Origin of the sequence: Pseudomonas sp. NFX183 (assembly GCF_047943075.1) — a bacterium.
Taxonomy (GTDB): domain Bacteria; phylum Pseudomonadota; class Gammaproteobacteria; order Pseudomonadales; family Pseudomonadaceae; genus Aquipseudomonas.
Genome location: NZ_CP181333.1, coordinates 508,198 through 525,046 on the forward strand (window position 1 = coordinate 508,198; position 16,849 = coordinate 525,046).

Below are 16,849 nucleotides of genomic sequence, written 5' to 3' on the forward strand. Positions count from 1 at the left end.
CCGGACGCCCCTCTATGATGCACCCATGACTTTTTGACCTGCGATGACCCATGGCTGACTCCGCTTTTTTTTGCCCCTTGTCACACGAAGGCGTGCTTGCCGTCCGCGGCGCCGACGCTGCCAAGTTCCTGCAAGGGCAACTGACCTGCAACCTCAATTACCTGAGTGACACCCAGGCGAGCCTCGGCGCTCGCTGCACGCAAAAAGGCCGTATGCAGTCGAGCTTTCGCATCCTGCTGCAAGGCGACGGCGTGCTCCTGGCCATGGCCAGCGAACTGCTCGAACCGCAACTGGCAGATTTGAAAAAATACGCGGTGTTCTCCAAATCCAAACTTACCGACGAAAGCGCCGCCTGGGTGCGTTTCGGCCTGTCGAATGCGGATCAGGCCCTCGCCTCCCTTGGCCTTGAGCTGCCTGCCGAAACCGACAGCGTAACGCGCAGCGACACATTGATCGCCATTCGCGTTTCCCCTGGCCGCAGCGAACTCTGGGTGCCCGTCGAACACGCCGAAACCGTGCGCGCTCAGCTGGCCACACAGCTGCAACCTGCTGACTTGAATCAATGGCTGCTGGGCCAGATCCGCGCCGGCATCGGCCAGGTCATGCCTCAGACCCGCGAACTGTTTATCCCGCAGATGCTTAACCTGCAGGCCGTCGGCGGCGTCAGCTTCAAGAAAGGCTGCTACACCGGCCAGGAAATCGTCGCGCGCATGCAATACCTGGGCAAACTCAAGCGTCGCCTGTATCGCTTGAGCCTTGATGCAACCGAATTGCCCGAGCCAGGCACCCCGCTGTTCGCGCCCAGCCACAACAGTGCTATCGGTGAGGTGGTGATTGCAGCAAAAGCTGACCAATGCGTGGAACTTCTGGCCGTGCTGCAGGCCGAAGCTGCCGACAGTGGCGATGTGCACTTAGGCACCCTGGAAGGCCCGAGCTTGCAGTTGCTCGATCTGCCTTACCAACTGGATCGCGATAAAGAGATCCAGCGTTAATCGCCGCACTTTTTTGCAGCACCCTAGAGAACATGAATGAACAAGCTGGCGGAAAAAGTCCAACAGGCTTTAGTGACGGCCATCGACGACGATGACCTGGTTCTGCCGACATTACCGGAAGTGGCCCTGAACATACGTCAGGCCGCCGAAGACCCGGAAATTAGCATCAGCCACTTGAGCAAAGTGATCGCTCGCGACACCGCCCTGTCGGCACGCCTGATCAAAGTGGTCAACAGCCCGCTGATGCGCGCGACCCAGGAAGTCACCGACCTGCATACCGCCATCACCCGGCTGGGCACCAACTACAGCAGCAACCTGGCCATTGGCCTGGTGATGGAGCAGATCTTCCACGCCCGCTCCGAAGTCGTCGATTTGAAAATGCGCGAAGTGTGGCGCCGCAGCCTGGAAGTAGCAGGCGTGAGCTATGCCTTGTGCCGCAGCCACAGCCAGCTGAAACCTGACCAGGCAGCGCTCGGCGGTCTGGTGCATCAGATTGGCGTGCTGCCGATCCTCGCCTATGCCGAAGACCGTTACGAACTGCTCTCCGACCCGGTCAGCCTCAACCATGTGATAGAGAGCATTCACCCGCTGTTGGGCGACAAACTGCTGGGTGACTGGGATTTTCCGGAGATGCTCGCGAAGCTGCCAGGGCAATACCTGGACCTGGAACGCGACTCCGCGAGCCTGGACTACATCGACCTGGTGCAAGTCGCCGTGCTGTATTGCCACCGGGGCACCGATCATCCGCTGGCGAATGTATCGGTTGCCAGCCTGCCGGCGATCCAGAAGCTACGCGTCGACCTCTACAGCAATGCCCTGCGTGCCGAGCTGGAAGAAGCGCGCTCGATGTTTTACTGATCAACCCGCGATAAAACTCACGCGCACCTTCAACCCCGCCAACTCGCCGTCATGCAGACTGATCTGCGCCAAGTGTGCGCGGCAGATCTCACCGACAATCGCCAGCCCCAAACCTGAGCCCATGCCCTGTTGGCTGCGGCGGTAGAAACGCTCGAATACCCGGTCCCGCTCATCCAGCGGGATGCCCGGGCCATCATCTTCCACCTCCAGAATCGCGGGCGCCGTGACCCGCAAAATCACGTTGCCTCCGGGCGGTGTGTGGGCCAGGGCGTTATCGACCAGGTTGCTCAGCAACTCGTTCAACAAGGTCGGCTCGCCCCGCAGCCACACCGGCTCATCCGCCTCCAACGCCAGCGCAACGCCGCGCGCATGCGCCAGCGGTGCCATGGCCATGCCCAATTCCCGCGCCAGTTGGCTGAGGTCGAGCAATTGCGCCCCGCCTTCGGCAATCGCTCGCGCGCCGTTTTCAATGCGTGCCAGCGACAGCAGTTGGTTGGCCAAATGGGTGAGACGGTCGGTGCCTTGGGCGGCAGTTTCCAGGGTGCTGCGCCACGTCGCCGGGGCGTCGCTGCGCAGGCCGAGTTCCAAACGCGCCTTCAGTGCCGCCAGCGGGGTGCGCAATTCGTGGGCGGCGTCGGCGATAAACTGCGCCTGGCGCTCGAACTGGCCGCGCAGGCGCTCGGTGAAGTGATTGAGGGAGCGCACCAGAGGACCGAACTCATGCTGCACTTCGACCAACGGCAATGGCCGCAAGTCGTCGGGCTGACGCTCCTCAACGGCAGTGCGCAAGCGCTCCAGCGGACGCAGCGCCGCGCTGACGGCAAACCACACCAGCAACAATGCGCCGACGGCCAACATCCCAAGGCGCAGCAAGGTGTCGGCCAGCAGGCTACGGGCCATGCTTTCGCGCGCTTCATCGGTTTCTGCAACGCGAATTTCGGCCATGCCATTCATGTTCGGTTCGGAGACAGCCTTGAGCAAACTCACCACGCGTACATGCTGGCCCTGGTAGGTGGCGTTGTAAAACCGCGCCAGCGCCGGGTAGTCGTCCGTGCGCGGCGTGCCCGGCGGCGGGCCGGGGAGGTTTTCGTAACCGGAGATCAGCTTGCGATCAATGTCATTGACCTGATAGTAAATACGCCCGGCGCTGTCGTAGGCAAAGGTGTCCAGCGCCACATAAGGCACATTCGCGCTCAGGGTGCCATCCACCTGGGTCAAGCCGGCGGCGATGGTGCGCGCTGACGCCAGCAAGGTGCGGTCGTAAGCGGTGTCGGCGGCTTCGCGCCCATTCCAGTAGGCGCTCATGCCGCTGGCGAGCATCAATACCACCAGCAACAGCGCCAGGTTCCACAGCAGGCGCCAGCGCAGGCTGCTGGGCTTATGCATCGCGGGCTTCCAGCAGATAGCCAAGGCCACGGAAAGTCACGATGGCGATAGGCTGGCCGTCGAGCTTCTTGCGCAGGCGGTGCACGTAGATTTCGATGGCGTCGGGGCTGGCCTCTTCATCCAGGCCGAACACCTGCGACGCCAATTGCTCCTTGCTCATTACCCGACCAGGGCGTGCGATCAGCGCTTCCAGCACCGCTTGCTCGCGGGAAGTCAACGTCAGCAGTTCACCACCCACGGTGAAACGCCGGGTATCCAGATCGTAGACCAGCACGCCGCACGCTTGCTGGCGCTCCCCCCCCAGTACGCTGCGGCGCAACAGCGCTTTGACCCGCGCCTCCAGCTCGGTCAATTCAAACGGCTTGGCAAGGTAGTCATCGGCGCCCAGGTTCAGGCCGTGTACGCGGTCTTTCACATCACTGCGCGCCGTCAGCATCAACACAGGCAGATTTTTCCCACGCGCGCGCAGACGCGCCAACACTTCAAAACCGTCCATGCGCGGCAGCCCCACGTCGAGGATCACCACCGCATATTCCTCACTGTTCAAGGCCAGGTCTGCGGCCACGCCATCGTGCAACACGTCGACAGTCAAACCCGTGCTCTTGAGCGCCTGGGAGACACTTTCGGCGAGTTGCAAATGGTCTTCAACCAGAAGGACACGCATGGATTTTCACCTCATTCGGGCATGGTCGACGCCACGCTTTGCGGGGCAGTTTACAGGCGCCGCCTGCCCTGTGAAGCCCGAAAACATTGAAAGGCAACTGAAAGGTTAGTGAAAGCTTCGCCCTTTAGCATCCAGCCACGGTGGGTCATGCCCGCCGAGCTACCTAATCCGTAGTGCCAGAAAAACGCCTCGAAGCGTTTTCGCAAAAATAAGAACAATAACGGAGTACACAACGATGCTGTCGACACAGCCACAGGCTTGCCCGCCTGTTCGTTTTTCTCGCCTTGCCCAGACCGCCCTTGCCAGTGCCACCGCCCTTGCCGGCTTTTCGCCACTGAGCCAGGCTGCCTTCTTCGAAGACAGCAGCGCCACCCTCGAAACCCGCAATATGTACTTCAACCGCGACTTTCGCGACGGTACCAGTGCCCAGCAATCCAAGCGTGACGAATGGGCCCAGGGGTTCATGCTCAACCTGCAATCGGGCTACACCGATGGCACTGTCGGGTTTGGCGTGGATGCGCTGGGCATGCTTGGGGTCAAGCTCGACTCCAGCCCCGACCGCACCGGCACCGGCCTGTTGCCGACCCACGACGACGGCCGCGCCGCCAACGAATACTCCAAGCTGGGCCTGACCGGCAAAGTGAAGATCTCCGCCACCGAACTGAAAATCGGCGCGCTGATCCCCGAACTGCCGATCCTCAAGCCCAACGACGGGCGCATCCTGCCGCAGACCTTCAACGGCGGCCTGCTGACCTCCAAAGAATTCAAGAACCTGGTGTTCACCGGCGGCCGTCTGGACAAGGCCAAGGACCGTGACGACACCAGCTACGAAGACATCGCCCTCAACAACAAAAACAGCCGCTTCGTCAGCGGCGCCACTGGCAAGCACTTCAACTTCGGCGGCGTGGACTACACGTTTGCCGACAAGATCACCGGCAGCTACCACTTCGCCCAGCTCGATGACGTGTACCGCCAGCACTTCCTGGGCCTTGTGGCCTCACGCCCAGTGGGCCCCGGCACTTTCGGCGCCGACCTGCGCCTGGCCATCAGTGATGACACCGGCAGCGCCCGCGGCGGCAACATCGACAACACATCCCTCAACGGCCTGTTCAGCTATGCCCTCAATGGCCATAAGCTCAGCGCCGGCTACCAGCACATGTCCGGCGACAGCGCCTTTCCCTACGTGGATGGCAGCGACCCGTACCTGGTCAACTTCGTGCAGATCAACGACTTTGCCGGCGCACAAGAGCGCTCCTGGCAGGCGCGCTACGACTATGACTTCGCCAAGTTGGGCATTCCCGGCCTGAGTTTCATGAGCCGTTACCTGTCGGGTGACAACATCAGGCTTCGCAACGGCGAGACCGGCAAGGAGTGGGAGCGCAACAGCGAGATCCGCTACGTGGTGCAAAGCGGCACGCTCAAGGATGTCGCCCTGCGCCTGCGTAACGCCACCTACCGCTCCAACTATTCGGCACGTGATGCCGACGAAGTGCGTGTGCTGGTGAGCTACAGCATTGCGCTTTGGTAGTCGCAACTCATAACAACAAAGACGGAGATAAACATGACCTATTCACTGCGTAAATTGGCCCTCGCCGCCGGCTGCATGCTGTTCGCCGGCCAACTGTTGGCCGCCGACGAACCCAAGCGCCCGGAGTGCATCGCCCCGGCCTCGCCCGGCGGTGGCTTTGACCTGACCTGCAAACTGGCGCAAAGCGCGCTGGTCAACGAAAAGTTGCTGAGCAAGCCGATGCGCGTCACCTACATGCCAGGTGGCGTGGGCGCGGTGGCCTATAACGCGGTGGTCGCTCAGCGCCCGGCGGACGCTGGCACGCTGGTAGCGTGGTCCAGCGGTTCGCTGCTGAACCTGGCCCAAGGCAAGTTCGGTCGCTTTGATGAAAACGCCGTGCGCTGGCTCGCCGCCGTCGGCACCAGCTACGGCGCCATCGCGGTGAAAGCCGATTCGCCCTACAAAAACCTCGACGATCTGGTCAAAGCCCTGAAGAAAGATCCGGGCAGCGTCGTCATCGGTTCTGGCGGCACCGTCGGCAGCCAGGACTGGATGCAAACCGCACTGATCGCCAAGGCTGCCGGTATCAACCCGCGCGACCTGCGTTATGTGGCACTCGAAGGCGGCGGTGAAATCGCCACCGCACTGCTCGGCGGTCATATCCAGGTGGGCAGTACCGACATCTCCGACTCCATGCCGCACATCCTCAGCGGCGACATGCGCCTGCTCGCCGTGTTTGCCGAAGAGCGCCTGGACGAGCCGGAAATGAAGAACATTCCAACCGCCAAAGAGCAAGGCTACGACATCGTCTGGCCGGTGGTACGCGGCTTCTACCTCGGGCCAAAAGTCAGCGATGCCGACTACGCGTGGTGGAAAGACGCGTTCGACAAACTGCTGGCCTCCGAAGAGTTCGCCAAGCTGCGTGACCAGCGTGAGCTGTTCCCGTTCGCCATGACCGGCCCGGAGCTGGACACCTACGTGAAGAAACAGGTGGCTGACTACAAAGTGCTGGCCAAAGAGTTCGGCCTGATCCAGTAATCGCCCCTCTTTTGGACGGCCGCGCCCTCCTCGACGGGCGGCGCGGCCCAGGAGTTTCACATGCTCTTACAACGCATTTTCGCCTCAGTCATGCTGCTGGTCTGCGCCGGCCTCGCGCTGATGGCGTGGCCGTATCAGGCGGCGTTTTCCTACGAGCCGGTCGGGCCTCGCGCCTACCCGCTGCTGATGCTCGGGCTGATGAGCCTGGGCCTGATCTACATGCTGTTTCGCCCACAGCCCACCAAGCACACCGAAGAAGAACCTGCCCTGGACCGCGACACGCTGATCAAGATCGGCATCTGCGTGGCGCTGTTGATCGTGTTTGCCGGCACGTTCGAGCCTCTGGGCTTCATCCTCAGCAGCATGCTGATCGGCATCCCGATGGCGCGCCTGTATGGCGGCCGCTGGTTACCCAGCGTGGTGATCGTCACCTTGATGGCAATCGGTCTTTACCTGCTGTTCGACAAAGCCATGGATGTACCGCTGCCCCTCGGCCTGCTTGAAGTTCTGGAGAACTGATATGGATACGTTCAGCTACTTGGGCCAGGGCTTCGGCGTTGCACTGACCCCTTACAACCTGGTGACTGCCCTGTGCGGCACCTTGATCGGCACCGTGGTCGGCCTGCTGCCGGGCCTGGGCCCGATCAACGGCGTGGCGCTGTTGATCCCCATCGCGTTCGCCCTGGGGCTGCCGCCGGAGTCGGCGTTGATACTGCTCGCTGCCGTCTACCTGGGTTGCGAATACGGCGGCCGTATCAGCTCGATCCTGCTGAACATTCCCGGCGAAGCGTCCACCGTAATGACCACCCTCGACGGCTACCCGATGGCCCGCAAAGGCCTGGCCGGTGTGGCACTGTCGTTGTCGGCGTGGAGTTCGTTCATCGGTGCGTTCATTGCCACCTGCGGCATGGTGCTGTTTGCGCCGCTGCTGGCCAAATGGGCGATTGCCTTCGGCCCGGCGGAATATTTCGTACTGATGGTGTTCGCAATTGTCTGCCTCGGCGGCATGGCCGGAGACAAACCGCTGAAGACGTTCGTGGCGGCGCTGATCGGCCTGTTCCTCTCAGCGGTCGGCATCGACGCCAACAGCGGCGTGTACCGTTTTACCGGCGACAACATCCACCTCACCGACGGCATTCAGTTTGTCGTATTGGTCCTGGGTTTGTTCTCCATCAGCGAGATCCTGTTGCTGCTGGAAAAAACCCACCGCGGCCAGGAAGCGGTAAAAGCCACCGGACGCATGATGTTCAACCTGAAGGAAGCGTCTGCAGTCTTCGTGGTTAACATCCGTTGCGGCTTGCTGGGTTTCATCATGGGCGTCTTGCCGGGTGCCGGCGCGACACTCGCCTCGGCCGTTGCCTACATGACCGAAAAACGCCTGGCCGGTGCCAGCGGTAAATTCGGCCAGGGCGACATGCGCGGCCTCGCCGCTCCGGAAACCGCAATCGGCGCCTCCGCCTGTGGCGCGCTGGTGCCGATGCTGACCTTGGGCGTACCCGGTTCGGGCACCACCGCTGTGATGATCGGCGCGTTGTCGCTGTACAACATCACCCCGGGTCCGCTGCTGTTCCAACAGCAACCGGACATCGTCTGGGGCCTGATCGCGTCGTTGTTTATCGCCAACATCATGCTGGTGATCCTCAACATCCCGATGATCCGCATCTTCACGCGCATCCTCGCCGTGCCGAACTGGGCGCTGGTGCCGGTGATCGCCATCATCACCGCGATTGGTGTGTATGCGGTTCACGCCACCACCTTCGACCTGTTTCTGATGGTCGGCATCGGCATCTTCGGCTACATCCTGCGCAAGCTGGACTTCCCGTTGTCGCCCGTGCTGCTGGGCTTCATCCTCGGCGGCCTGATGGAGCAGAACCTGCGCCGCGCGCTGTCGATTTCCAACGGTGCGCTGGACATCCTCTGGTCCAGCCCGATCACCTTTGGTGTGTGGGTGCTGACCGCGCTGATGCTGGCCTTCCCGCTGGTGCGCATCTACCGCAAACGTGCCCTGCAGCGTCGTGCCCTGGCCGATGTCTGAGGTCACCTTTAAGCAATGGTGGGCAACACCGCTGGTCGGCCTGGCCGGCGGTTACCTGGCCAGCCTCGTCGGCTGGCCTTTGCCTTATATGGTCGGCTCGTTGCTGGCGATTATCCTGGTGCGCTGCCTCACGCCGTGGCAGCTGGCGGAAATTCCCGGCGGGCGCAAATGCGGCCAATGGGTGGTGGGCATCGGCATCGGGCTGCACTTCACCCCGGTGGTGATCGAGCAAGTCATGAGCCACTTCGGCCTGATCTTCTTCGGCGCACTGATCACCAGCCTGTCGAGCATTATCGGCGTGTGGTTGATGCGCCGCAGCGGTGAAGACCGCGCCACCGCGTTCTTCTCCAGCATGCCAGGCGGTTCCGGTGAGATGGTCAACCTCGGCGCACGCAATGGCGCGGTGCTCAGCCGTGTCGCGGCGGGCCAGAGTCTGCGGGTGCTGGTGGTGGTGCTGTGCGTGCCGGCGATCTTCAAGTATTGGCTGGAAGGCGGCGCGCCGCAGTTTCATCCGGCGCCGGTGAGTTGGAGCTGGCTGGCGCTGCTGTTTGCGATAGGAGCCCTGGTCGCCTGGGGCTGGCAGCGTTTACGTCAGCCGAACCCGTGGCTGTTTGGGCCCTTGTTGGTCAGCGCAACTGCCAGCGTTGTGTGGGACTTGCACTACGGCCTGCCCGACGGCGGCAGCCAGATCGGCCAATGGTTGATCGGCAGCGGCTTGGGTTGCCATTTCAACCGTCAGTTCTTTCGCCGGGCGCCGTCGTTCATGGGCCGCACCTTGATCGGCACGGCCTTGACCATGGCGCTTGCAACACTGGCGGCCGTGGGCTTGAGCGCGCTGACGCAGCTGGATTTGCGCTCACTGACCCTGGGCATGATGCCCGGCGGCATCGCCGAAATGAGCCTCACCGCCGAAACCCTGCAGCTGTCGGTGCCATTGGTAACGGCGATGCAGGTGATGCGTTTGTTGTTCGTGCTGTTTCTGGCAGAGCCGTTGTTCCGGTACTGGAACCGCCAGCCAGAAAAATCCTGAACCCTGACGCAAATCAAAATGTGGGAGCGGGCTTGCTCGCGAATGCGGTGGATCAGTCAATAAATCTGGCGACTGACACTCCGCCTTCGCGAGCAAGCTCGCTCCCACATTGGATTGCGGCAGGCCTCAAACAGGCGGCAACCGCCACTCAATCGGCGTCTCGCCATTCTGCTCAAGAAATTTATTGGCACGGCTGAAATGCCCGCAGCCCAAGAACCCGCGATACGCCGACAACGGTGACGGATGCACCGACGTCAGTACCAGGTGCTTGGTCGCGTCCACCAGCTTCTGCTTGCTTTGCGCATGGGCGCCCCACAGCAGGAACACCAGGTGCGGCTGATGTTCGCTGACCACTTCGATGATCCGATCCGTGAAGAACTGCCAGCCCTTGCCCGCATGGGCGTTGGCATTGGCGCGCTCAACGGTCATGGTGGTGTTGAGCATCAGCACGCCCTGATCCGCCCAGCTTTGCAGGCAACCGTGGTTGGGAATATCGATGTTCAAGTCGCGCTTGAGTTCTTTGTAAATATTGACCAGCGAGGGCGGCGTCGGCACGCCCGGCTGCACCGAGAAGCACAACCCGTGGGCCTGACCGGGCCCGTGGTACGGGTCCTGGCCCAGAATCACCACTTTGACCTTGTCCAAAGGCGTTGAATTGAGCGCATTGAAAATCAGCGGGCCTGGCGGGTAAATCTCTTTGCCAGCAGCGTGTTCCTGGCGCAGGAACTCGCGCAGTTGGGCCATGTAGGGCTGCTCGAACTCATCCCGCAGGGCGTGTTTCCAGCTGGGTTCGAGTTTGATACGGTCGCCTTCGGTCATGGTGTGTTCGTCGCGTAGAGAAAGAATGGGCGAACCCTAGGAAAGCAGGCCCCGCTTGTCAATTGATCTGACACACCACCGGCACTTTCCGTTGGACCGATCATACTGATCCTTCACTTTCTCGATTGAGGTCACGATGAACCTGCACTTCGAAGAGCTGACCGGCAGCGACGGCGCCCGCCTTGGCATCGCCAGCCTGGACGCCGAAAAGTCGCTCAACGCGCTTTCCTTGCCGATGATCCTGGCCCTGGCCGAACGTCTGGATGCCTGGGCCAAAGACCCGAATATCGTCTGCGTACTGCTGCGCGGCAACGGGCCAAAGGCCTTTTGCGCCGGCGGTGAAGTACGCAGCCTGGCCCAGGCCTGCCGTGAACGACCCGGCGTTGTGCCGGCACTGGCCGCCGATTTTTTTGCGGCGGAATACCGCCTCGACTATCGCCTGCACACGTACCCGAAACCGCTGATCTGCTGGGGCCACGGCTATGTGCTGGGCGGAGGCATGGGCCTGCTGCAGAGCGCTGCAATACGCATTGTCACCCCCAGCAGCCGTTTGGCGATGCCCGAAATCAGCATCGGCCTGTACCCGGATGTGGGCGCAAGCTGGTTCCTGTCACGCTTGCCCGGCAAGCTGGGATTATTCCTGGGCCTCACCGGCGCGCATATGAACGGCCGCGATGCCGTGGACCTGGGCCTGGCCGACCGCTTCCTGCGCGATGACCAGCAAGACGAACTGATCGAAGGCTTGCTGCAACTGAACTGGCAGGAACAGACCGCGATGCAGCTCAACAGCCTGCTCAAGGCACTGGCCCAGGAAGCCGTCAGCCAACAACCGGAGGCGCAGTGGCTGCCCCGCCGCGCACAGATCGATGAATGGTTGGATGTGGGCGATGTGCGCTGTGCCTGGCGCGCCTTGAACCTGTTGCGCGACCACGCCGACCCGCTGTTCAGCCGTGCCGGCAAGACGCTGGCCGAAGGCTGCCCGCTGACGGCGCATCTGGTGTGGGAACAGGTCGAGCGCGCCCGGCACTTGTCATTGGCCGAGGTCTTCCAGATGGAATACACCATGAGCCTCAATTGCTGCCGTCACCCGGAATTTGCCGAAGGCGTACGCGCACGGTTGATCGACAAGGACCAGCAACCTCATTGGCATTGGCCCGAGATCAACACGGTGCCGGAGGCTGTGGTGCAGGCGCACTTCACCAAGGTGTGGGAAGGCAGGCACCCTCTGGCGGACTTGTCCGACTACTGACAGTCAATCAATTCTGGCGCCCGACCGTAAATGCACAATTGTCCGGCTGGCTGTCCTGACAAATGTAGACATCTTGTTCGAGTGGATCGGTGGCGAGTTCCCAATGCAGGGACTTCGTCAGCGACATCGTGCTGAGGGCCCCCGGCATGTCATACCGCAACGCCAGGCTTCGCCCGCTGCCCATCCGATAAACGCAGCGGTCCAGGTAGCCGTTCTCGCGATCCTTGCCCTGGCCGGGGGTGAAGAGCGCACCGATAAACCGATCCGCGAAGTCATCGGCGTCGACCTTTGAGCTTCGCCAATGAGAGTGTTTATCCGACGCTTGAAAATAGCCGCTCACGTACTTGACCGATGAAGGGTAGGGACAGCCCTGCTCCGCATTCGCTTGCGCGATGCCGCCCACCAACAATAAGAACCAGCACACACGTTTGATCAAAGAGCATTCCATAAACCCACCGCCTCCTCAGAGACGCACAACGGCGTCCCCAGCAGTGGAATGCAGATCAAACGCTTGCGATAGCTGTTAGAAATGACAGTGCCGACGAACGGCAGGCATAAAAAAGCGGCGCCTGGGGCGCCGCTTGGGGGCATTACCTGTCAACGATGGCCGCCACCGCCGCCGCGTCCACCACCATGGCCCGGCCCGCCATTGCCCCACCGATTGTTCCAGCCCTGGCCTGGATAAGGCCGGTAAGCGGGCCGTGGGTAATAACGCGGGGCCGGTTGGTAATAGCGCGGCGCCGAATAGTAACGTGGCGGCGGCGCATAGTAGCTGCGCCCATATTGATAGTAGGCAGGGCCACCGTAGTAATAGGCCGGTGCCGGCGCGGTGTAGACCTCGGAGCGATAGTAAGTAGCACCTCCATCGTAATAAGGCACACAGGCGCAAAGGGTCAGACCGAGTAAAGCGCTGAGCAGCAGTCGTCGATACATGGCGGCCTCCTGGACCGCGGAAGAGCACCTCCAGCGACGCGGGAGGGCGGCATTCAGCTTTCACTGAATGACGAAACATCTGACATCAAAAACGGAATCTGGTGCGTTTTCGTAACGGTTTGATACATCTACTCAGGCTGTATCGATTCAGTAAATTAATCTGGATCGCAACTTTGTTGATTACCATAATGTCACTATGACATCGCATGGCGCCAGGGAGGCCCTAGCATGCACTCATCGCCACCCCGTCCGGACTCGACTCATGAAAATCTCAACCAAACTGCTGCTCTCCTTTCTCTTGTGTGCGCTGGTCACCCTAGGGGTCGGCCTGCTGGGAATCAAAGGGGTGGTTCGCCTCTCTTCGGCACTGGAGCTCACCTTCTCCAATAACCTGGTGTCGGTGAGCAACACGGCCGCCACCCTCAACGGCCTGGTCGCCCATAACCGCGGCCTGTACCGCTTGATGGATGCCAGCAAAGGCGACGTTTCCCCCCAGGATCGTGACCGTGTGCGCCAGGACATCGCCCAGGAACTCAAGCGCAGCCAGGCGTCCTACGCCACCTATCGCGCAACCCCACTGGAAGATGACGAACGGGCGGCCGGAGATAAACTCGACCAGATGTGGCCCTCCTACATCAGCAGTTCCGAACGCATCATGGCGCTGATCGACAGTGGCCAGGGCGATCAGGCCCGCACCCTGCTCAACACCACCAACAATGAACTCTTCCGCCAGGCGCGCGAGCTGATCCGCGTGATGATCGAGTCCAATAACCGCCAGATCAAAGAAGGCGCGATCGCTGCCGAGGAGCTGCGCAACAGCGCGTTGACGTGGATGATCAGCGGCATAGTGCTGGCCTTCCTCATTGCCATCATCGTTGGCATGTTGATCACCCGCCTGATCACCCGGCCCATCGCTCAGGCGGTCGAAAGCGCACAGCGCATTGCCAAGGGTGACCTGACCCAGGCAATCGTCACCGAACGCACCGACGAAGCCGGACAATTGCTGATGGCGCTGTCGGATATGCAGGGCGGCCTGAAAAGCACTCTTTTGGAAATCGCCAACGCCTCCGATCAGCTCGCGTCGGCAGCCGAAGAACTGAGCGCGGTCACCGATGAAAGCAGCCGTGGCCTGACCCGCCAGAATGATGAGATCCAACAAGCGGCCACCGCCGTCAACCAGATGACCGCAGCCGTGGACGAGGTGGCCAGCAACGCGGTCTCGACCTCTGAAGCCTCGCGCCAGGCCACCTCCGAGGCCGAAGATGGCCGCCAACAAGTGGAACAGGCAGTGTCCGGCATGAGTTCGATGGTGGTCGAGATCAACGACTCCACCCAATCGGTTGCAGACCTCGCCAGCCAAGTGCGAGAGATCGGCAAGGTCATCGATGTGATCCGTGGCATCGCCGACCAGACCAACCTGCTGGCCCTCAACGCGGCCATTGAAGCCGCCCGTGCGGGCGAGCAAGGGCGTGGTTTTGCAGTAGTCGCCGATGAAGTGCGGGCGCTGGCCCACCGTACGCAGACGTCCACGGTGGATATCGAGAAGATGATTGGTGAAGTGCAGACCGGTGCCGACGATGCGGTCGCAGCCATGAACAAGAGCCTGAGCTGGGCCACCGACACCCAGGCCCTGGCGCAGAATGCCGGCGAGGCGCTGCAACGGATCACCGCCAGTGTGGCGAAGATCAATGAACGCAACCTGGTGATTGCCTCCGCCTCCGAGGAGCAGGCCCAGGTGGCGCGCGAAGTCGACCGCAATCTGCTGAACATCCAGGACCTGTCCACCCAGACGGCCGCCGGCGCCCATCAGACCAACGCCTCCAGCCAGGACCTGTCGCGCCTGGCCACTTCGTTTAAAGTATTGGTCAGCAAGTTCCAGCTCTGAGTAGCCTGGGCAGGGTCGGCCCTGTATCGTACAACGCACACCGAGACTCTACGCAAACTTGTCCGATCCAGCCCGAACCTGCCCATGACCACGCCATCACTCTGCCCCGCCTGCGGCGCCCGCAACGGCTGCGCCCTGGCTGACCCACGTACGGTCGACCAGGCCTGCTGGTGTTACAGCGTCACCATCGACCCGGCAGTACTGCAAGCCCTGCCCGACGCGTTGCGCAACAAGGCCTGCCTGTGCCCCCGATGTGCCCACGTCGATGCGCAGTTGCGCGGAGTCGAGCCGACGTAATGCGGGTTGATCGTTTCCTCAGTAACCTGCCGCGCTTCAATCGCCAGCAAGTGCGCTTGCTGCTGGTTGAGCGACGGGTGACTGTCGATGGCGTGGCGGTCAGCGATCCGCACCATGAGGTGCGTGAGTTCAGCCGCGTGTGCGTTGACAGTGAGGTGCTGCAGGCAGGTAAACCGGCGCGCTACTTCATGCTGCACAAGCCCAAGGGGTGTGTCAGCGCCACAGCGGACCCGCAGCACCCGACCGTGCTGGACTTACTCGATGAGCCGGACAAAGATGAATTGCACATTGCCGGCCGTCTGGATTTCAACACCACCGGGCTGATGCTGATCACCAACGACGGCCAATGGTCACGGCGCCTGACCCAACCGCAGACCAAGCTGCCCAAGGTTTATCGCGTGGAAACCGAACAGGCCATCACCCCGGCGTACGCGGCAACCTTCGCAGCCGGTGTGTATTTCGCGTTTGAAGACCTCACCACGCAGCCCGCCGAGCTGGCACTGCTGGGGCCAACGACTGCGCGGCTGAGCATCATTGAAGGCCGCTATCACCAGGTCAAGCGCATGTTCGGGCACTTTGATAACAAGGTCATCGGCCTGCACCGTGAGCGGATGGGGCCATTGGTGCTGGATGACTCGCTGGCGCCGGGCGAATATCGGGCACTGACTGAAAACGAAATCCTCGCGGTCTGATGACCGTTCGGCCGGTGCTGGCAATAAACCAGCTTGTTGGCTTGCGACCTGGCGTCTGTGGTGCTTGAATCAAGACGTCAGCCAAATTATGACTGGCGAGTCGCCTATAACCTCCAAGAAACACCTTGCCCCGCCCGCGCTTGATCTACGGGCCCCTCAGGCAAACAGCCCGCCCTAACAACAGCCGTCGGCCAGCCGTCATCGGACCGACATGGGTGCTCCTCTTCCAGGCGTATGCCTACCTGTCATAAAGCTCGTGCAGAGTGATCTGCGCGCCCTACCCGCTTGCCAGGAGTCTTACGACATGAGGCCAGAAATCGCTGTGTTGGATATACAGGGTCAGTATCGGGTTTACACGGAGTTCTATCGCGCGGATGCTGCTGAAAAGACCATCATCCTGGTCAACGGCTCCATGGCCACCACGGCGTCCTTCGCCCAAACCGTGAAAAGCCTGTACCCGCAGTTCAACGTGGTTTTGTACGACCAGCCCTACGCTGGCCGCTCCAAAATCCATAACCGCCACGAGCAGATGCTGACGAAAGAAGTCGAAGGCCAGATTCTGCTGGAACTCATCGACCACTTCGCCGCCGAACACGTGCTGTCATTTTCCTGGGGCGGCGCTGCCACCCTGGTTGCCCTCGCTGCGCGCCCGCGCCGTGTGGAAAAGGCCGTGATCAGTTCGTTTTCCCCGGTGATCAACGCGCCGATGCGCGATTACCTTGAACGCGGTGTAGACTACCTCGGCAACCTCGACCGCGACCGCGTCGGCCACCTGGTCAACAGCACTATCGGCAAACACCTGCCGTCGCTGTTCAAGCGCTTCAACTACAAACACGTGAGCAGCCTGGCCGAGCACGAATACGGGCAGATGCACTTTCACATCAGCCACGTGCTCAACAGCGACCGCCTGTGCTACCTCAAGGCAGCGCGGCAAATCGACATTCCAGTGCTGTTTTTGAATGGCGAATGGGACGAGTACACCAGTGCCGAGGATGCCAAGCTGTTTGGCCAGCATGTGGCCAAGAGCAGCTTCAGCACCATTCAGGCGACCGGGCATTTTCTGGATATGGAGCACAAGGCGGCGTGTCGGGACAGCCGGGACGCGGTGGTGGGCTTTTTGAAACCACAGCGACAGGTCAGTCGTTTGCGCTACCACCAGGGCCAGACACAGCATGCCTTTGCGATTTGAAATGAAAGCACTGCATAAACGCCCGCTTGGGCGGGAGCCGGGCTTGCCCGCGATGCAGGCACCTGTGTGTCAGTCACACTCAGGTGATGTATCGCAGGCAAGCCAGCTTCCACATGAGCTTGAGCGACGCAACCCACACATTTTTCGAAGAAAAACTTCAAATCCCGATGAACATCTGGTACAAAGTCAGCCGCTCTGAGCGGGTATAGTTTAATGGTAGAACAGTAGCTTCCCAAGCTTCCGACGAGGGTTCTTACTCGGCACTGCTCTGAGTA

General features: G+C 61.3%; 17 protein-coding genes. 12 read left to right on the forward strand and 5 right to left on the reverse strand.

Annotated elements, in window-relative coordinates; translation table 11 throughout:
• Positions 1-50: 50 nt before the first annotated feature.
• Both ACM530_RS02520 and ACM530_RS02525 read left to right on the forward strand, forming a co-directional pair.
• Positions 51-992 (forward strand): YgfZ/GcvT domain-containing protein, encoded by a 942-nt coding sequence (locus tag ACM530_RS02520; RefSeq protein WP_416364199.1) that lies wholly within the window; start codon positions 51-53, stop codon positions 990-992.
• Positions 993-1,028: 36 nt separating this feature from the next.
• On the forward strand, positions 1,029-1,850 hold the full coding sequence (locus tag ACM530_RS02525; protein WP_416364200.1) for an HDOD domain-containing protein: 822 nt from the start codon (positions 1,029-1,031) through the stop codon (positions 1,848-1,850).
• Here ACM530_RS02525 and ACM530_RS02530 read toward each other — a convergent pair whose 3' ends face one another.
• Positions 1,851-3,236 carry a sensor histidine kinase gene (locus ACM530_RS02530; RefSeq protein ID WP_242194093.1) on the reverse strand — a complete coding sequence of 462 codons (1,386 nt, stop codon included), beginning with the start codon at positions 3,234-3,236 and terminating at the stop codon, positions 1,851-1,853.
• The gene (locus ACM530_RS02535) at positions 3,229-3,900 is read right to left on the reverse strand and encodes a response regulator (RefSeq protein ID WP_416364201.1); all 672 of its coding nucleotides are present in this window, start codon (positions 3,898-3,900) and stop codon (positions 3,229-3,231) included. The genes ACM530_RS02530 and ACM530_RS02535 overlap by 8 nt, the downstream gene beginning before the upstream one ends.
• Before the next feature lie 235 nt (positions 3,901-4,135).
• On the opposite strand from ACM530_RS02535, the gene ACM530_RS02540 reads away from it, so the two are divergent.
• The 5 genes from ACM530_RS02540 to ACM530_RS02560 are packed head-to-tail and all read left to right on the forward strand — an operon-like array spanning position 4,136 to position 9,510.
• Positions 4,136-5,428, forward strand: coding sequence for an OprD family porin (locus ACM530_RS02540; RefSeq protein WP_416364202.1), 1,293 nt, complete (start codon positions 4,136-4,138; stop codon positions 5,426-5,428).
• A 33-nt stretch (positions 5,429-5,461) separates the two neighbouring features.
• A complete protein-coding gene (locus tag ACM530_RS02545) occupies positions 5,462-6,445 on the forward strand; it encodes a Bug family tripartite tricarboxylate transporter substrate binding protein (protein WP_370004338.1) in 984 nt (327 codons plus the stop codon).
• A 60-nt stretch (positions 6,446-6,505) separates the two neighbouring features.
• A complete protein-coding gene (locus ACM530_RS02550) occupies positions 6,506-6,964 on the forward strand; it encodes a tripartite tricarboxylate transporter TctB family protein (protein ID WP_242194097.1) in 459 nt (152 codons plus the stop codon).
• A gap of 1 nt (position 6,965) precedes the next feature.
• Positions 6,966-8,480 (forward strand): tripartite tricarboxylate transporter permease, encoded by a 1,515-nt coding sequence (locus ACM530_RS02555; RefSeq protein WP_106577026.1) that lies wholly within the window; start codon positions 6,966-6,968, stop codon positions 8,478-8,480.
• Positions 8,473-9,510: an AbrB family transcriptional regulator gene (locus ACM530_RS02560; protein ID WP_416364203.1), complete on the forward strand. Its 1,038-nt coding sequence runs from the start codon at positions 8,473-8,475 to the stop codon at positions 9,508-9,510. Before ACM530_RS02555 ends, ACM530_RS02560 begins: the two co-directional genes overlap by 8 nt.
• A 126-nt stretch (positions 9,511-9,636) precedes the next feature.
• On the opposite strand, the gene ung is transcribed toward ACM530_RS02560, so the two are convergent.
• The gene (gene ung / locus ACM530_RS02565) at positions 9,637-10,329 is read right to left on the reverse strand and encodes a uracil-DNA glycosylase (RefSeq protein ID WP_262208691.1); all 693 of its coding nucleotides are present in this window, start codon (positions 10,327-10,329) and stop codon (positions 9,637-9,639) included.
• 136 nt (positions 10,330-10,465) lie between these two features.
• On the opposite strand from ung, the gene ACM530_RS02570 reads away from it, so the two are divergent.
• Positions 10,466-11,578, forward strand: coding sequence for an enoyl-CoA hydratase/isomerase family protein (locus ACM530_RS02570; RefSeq protein WP_416364204.1), 1,113 nt, complete (start codon positions 10,466-10,468; stop codon positions 11,576-11,578).
• 7 nt (positions 11,579-11,585) lie between these two features.
• Here the strand turns inward: ACM530_RS02570 and ACM530_RS02575 are convergent, their stop codons facing one another.
• Both ACM530_RS02575 and ACM530_RS02580 read right to left on the reverse strand, forming a co-directional pair.
• Positions 11,586-12,014 (reverse strand): DUF3757 domain-containing protein, encoded by a 429-nt coding sequence (locus ACM530_RS02575; RefSeq protein ID WP_416364205.1) that lies wholly within the window; start codon positions 12,012-12,014, stop codon positions 11,586-11,588.
• 161 nt (positions 12,015-12,175) lie between these two features.
• On the reverse strand, positions 12,176-12,511 hold the full coding sequence (locus ACM530_RS02580) for a hypothetical protein (RefSeq protein WP_242194112.1): 336 nt from the start codon (positions 12,509-12,511) through the stop codon (positions 12,176-12,178).
• A gap of 262 nt (positions 12,512-12,773) precedes the next feature.
• On the opposite strand from ACM530_RS02580, the gene ACM530_RS02585 reads away from it, so the two are divergent.
• From ACM530_RS02585 to ACM530_RS02600, 4 genes are all read left to right on the forward strand, one after another.
• Positions 12,774-14,396 carry a methyl-accepting chemotaxis protein gene (locus ACM530_RS02585; RefSeq protein ID WP_145162868.1) on the forward strand — a complete coding sequence of 541 codons (1,623 nt, stop codon included), beginning with the start codon at positions 12,774-12,776 and terminating at the stop codon, positions 14,394-14,396.
• Between the two features lie 84 nt (positions 14,397-14,480).
• Entirely contained in the window at positions 14,481-14,693 is a 213-nt protein-coding gene (locus ACM530_RS02590) for a cysteine-rich CWC family protein (protein ID WP_145162866.1), read from the forward strand.
• Positions 14,693-15,385 (forward strand): pseudouridine synthase, encoded by a 693-nt coding sequence (locus ACM530_RS02595; RefSeq protein ID WP_416364206.1) that lies wholly within the window; start codon positions 14,693-14,695, stop codon positions 15,383-15,385. The genes ACM530_RS02590 and ACM530_RS02595 overlap by 1 nt, the downstream gene beginning before the upstream one ends.
• Positions 15,386-15,689: 304 nt before the next feature.
• A complete protein-coding gene (locus ACM530_RS02600) occupies positions 15,690-16,574 on the forward strand; it encodes an alpha/beta fold hydrolase (RefSeq protein WP_262208700.1) in 885 nt (294 codons plus the stop codon).
• Positions 16,575-16,849: the final 275 nt, after the last annotated feature.

Excerpts from the sequence above, each read along its gene's own strand:
- ACM530_RS02520 (WP_416364199.1), top strand. The coding sequence starts at position 51 with ATGGCTGACTCCGCTTTTTTTTGCCCCTTGTCACACGAAGGCGTGCTT.
- ACM530_RS02525 (WP_416364200.1), top strand. The coding sequence starts at position 1,029 with ATGAACAAGCTGGCGGAAAAAGTCCAACAGGCTTTAGTGACGGCCATC.
- ACM530_RS02530 (WP_242194093.1), bottom strand. The coding sequence starts at position 3,236 with ATGCATAAGCCCAGCAGCCTGCGCTGGCGCCTGCTGTGGAACCTGGCG.
- ACM530_RS02535 (WP_416364201.1), bottom strand. The coding sequence starts at position 3,900 with ATGCGTGTCCTTCTGGTTGAAGACCATTTGCAACTCGCCGAAAGTGTC.
- ACM530_RS02540 (WP_416364202.1), top strand. The coding sequence starts at position 4,136 with ATGCTGTCGACACAGCCACAGGCTTGCCCGCCTGTTCGTTTTTCTCGC.
- ACM530_RS02545 (WP_370004338.1), top strand. The coding sequence starts at position 5,462 with ATGACCTATTCACTGCGTAAATTGGCCCTCGCCGCCGGCTGCATGCTG.
- ACM530_RS02550 (WP_242194097.1), top strand. The coding sequence starts at position 6,506 with ATGCTCTTACAACGCATTTTCGCCTCAGTCATGCTGCTGGTCTGCGCC.
- ACM530_RS02555 (WP_106577026.1), top strand. The coding sequence starts at position 6,966 with ATGGATACGTTCAGCTACTTGGGCCAGGGCTTCGGCGTTGCACTGACC.
- ACM530_RS02560 (WP_416364203.1), top strand. The coding sequence starts at position 8,473 with ATGTCTGAGGTCACCTTTAAGCAATGGTGGGCAACACCGCTGGTCGGC.
- ung (WP_262208691.1), bottom strand. The coding sequence starts at position 10,329 with ATGACCGAAGGCGACCGTATCAAACTCGAACCCAGCTGGAAACACGCC.
- ACM530_RS02570 (WP_416364204.1), top strand. The coding sequence starts at position 10,466 with ATGAACCTGCACTTCGAAGAGCTGACCGGCAGCGACGGCGCCCGCCTT.
- ACM530_RS02580 (WP_242194112.1), bottom strand. The coding sequence starts at position 12,511 with ATGTATCGACGACTGCTGCTCAGCGCTTTACTCGGTCTGACCCTTTGC.
- ACM530_RS02585 (WP_145162868.1), top strand. The coding sequence starts at position 12,774 with ATGAAAATCTCAACCAAACTGCTGCTCTCCTTTCTCTTGTGTGCGCTG.
- ACM530_RS02590 (WP_145162866.1), top strand. The coding sequence starts at position 14,481 with ATGACCACGCCATCACTCTGCCCCGCCTGCGGCGCCCGCAACGGCTGC.
- ACM530_RS02595 (WP_416364206.1), top strand. The coding sequence starts at position 14,693 with ATGCGGGTTGATCGTTTCCTCAGTAACCTGCCGCGCTTCAATCGCCAG.
- ACM530_RS02600 (WP_262208700.1), top strand. The coding sequence starts at position 15,690 with ATGAGGCCAGAAATCGCTGTGTTGGATATACAGGGTCAGTATCGGGTT.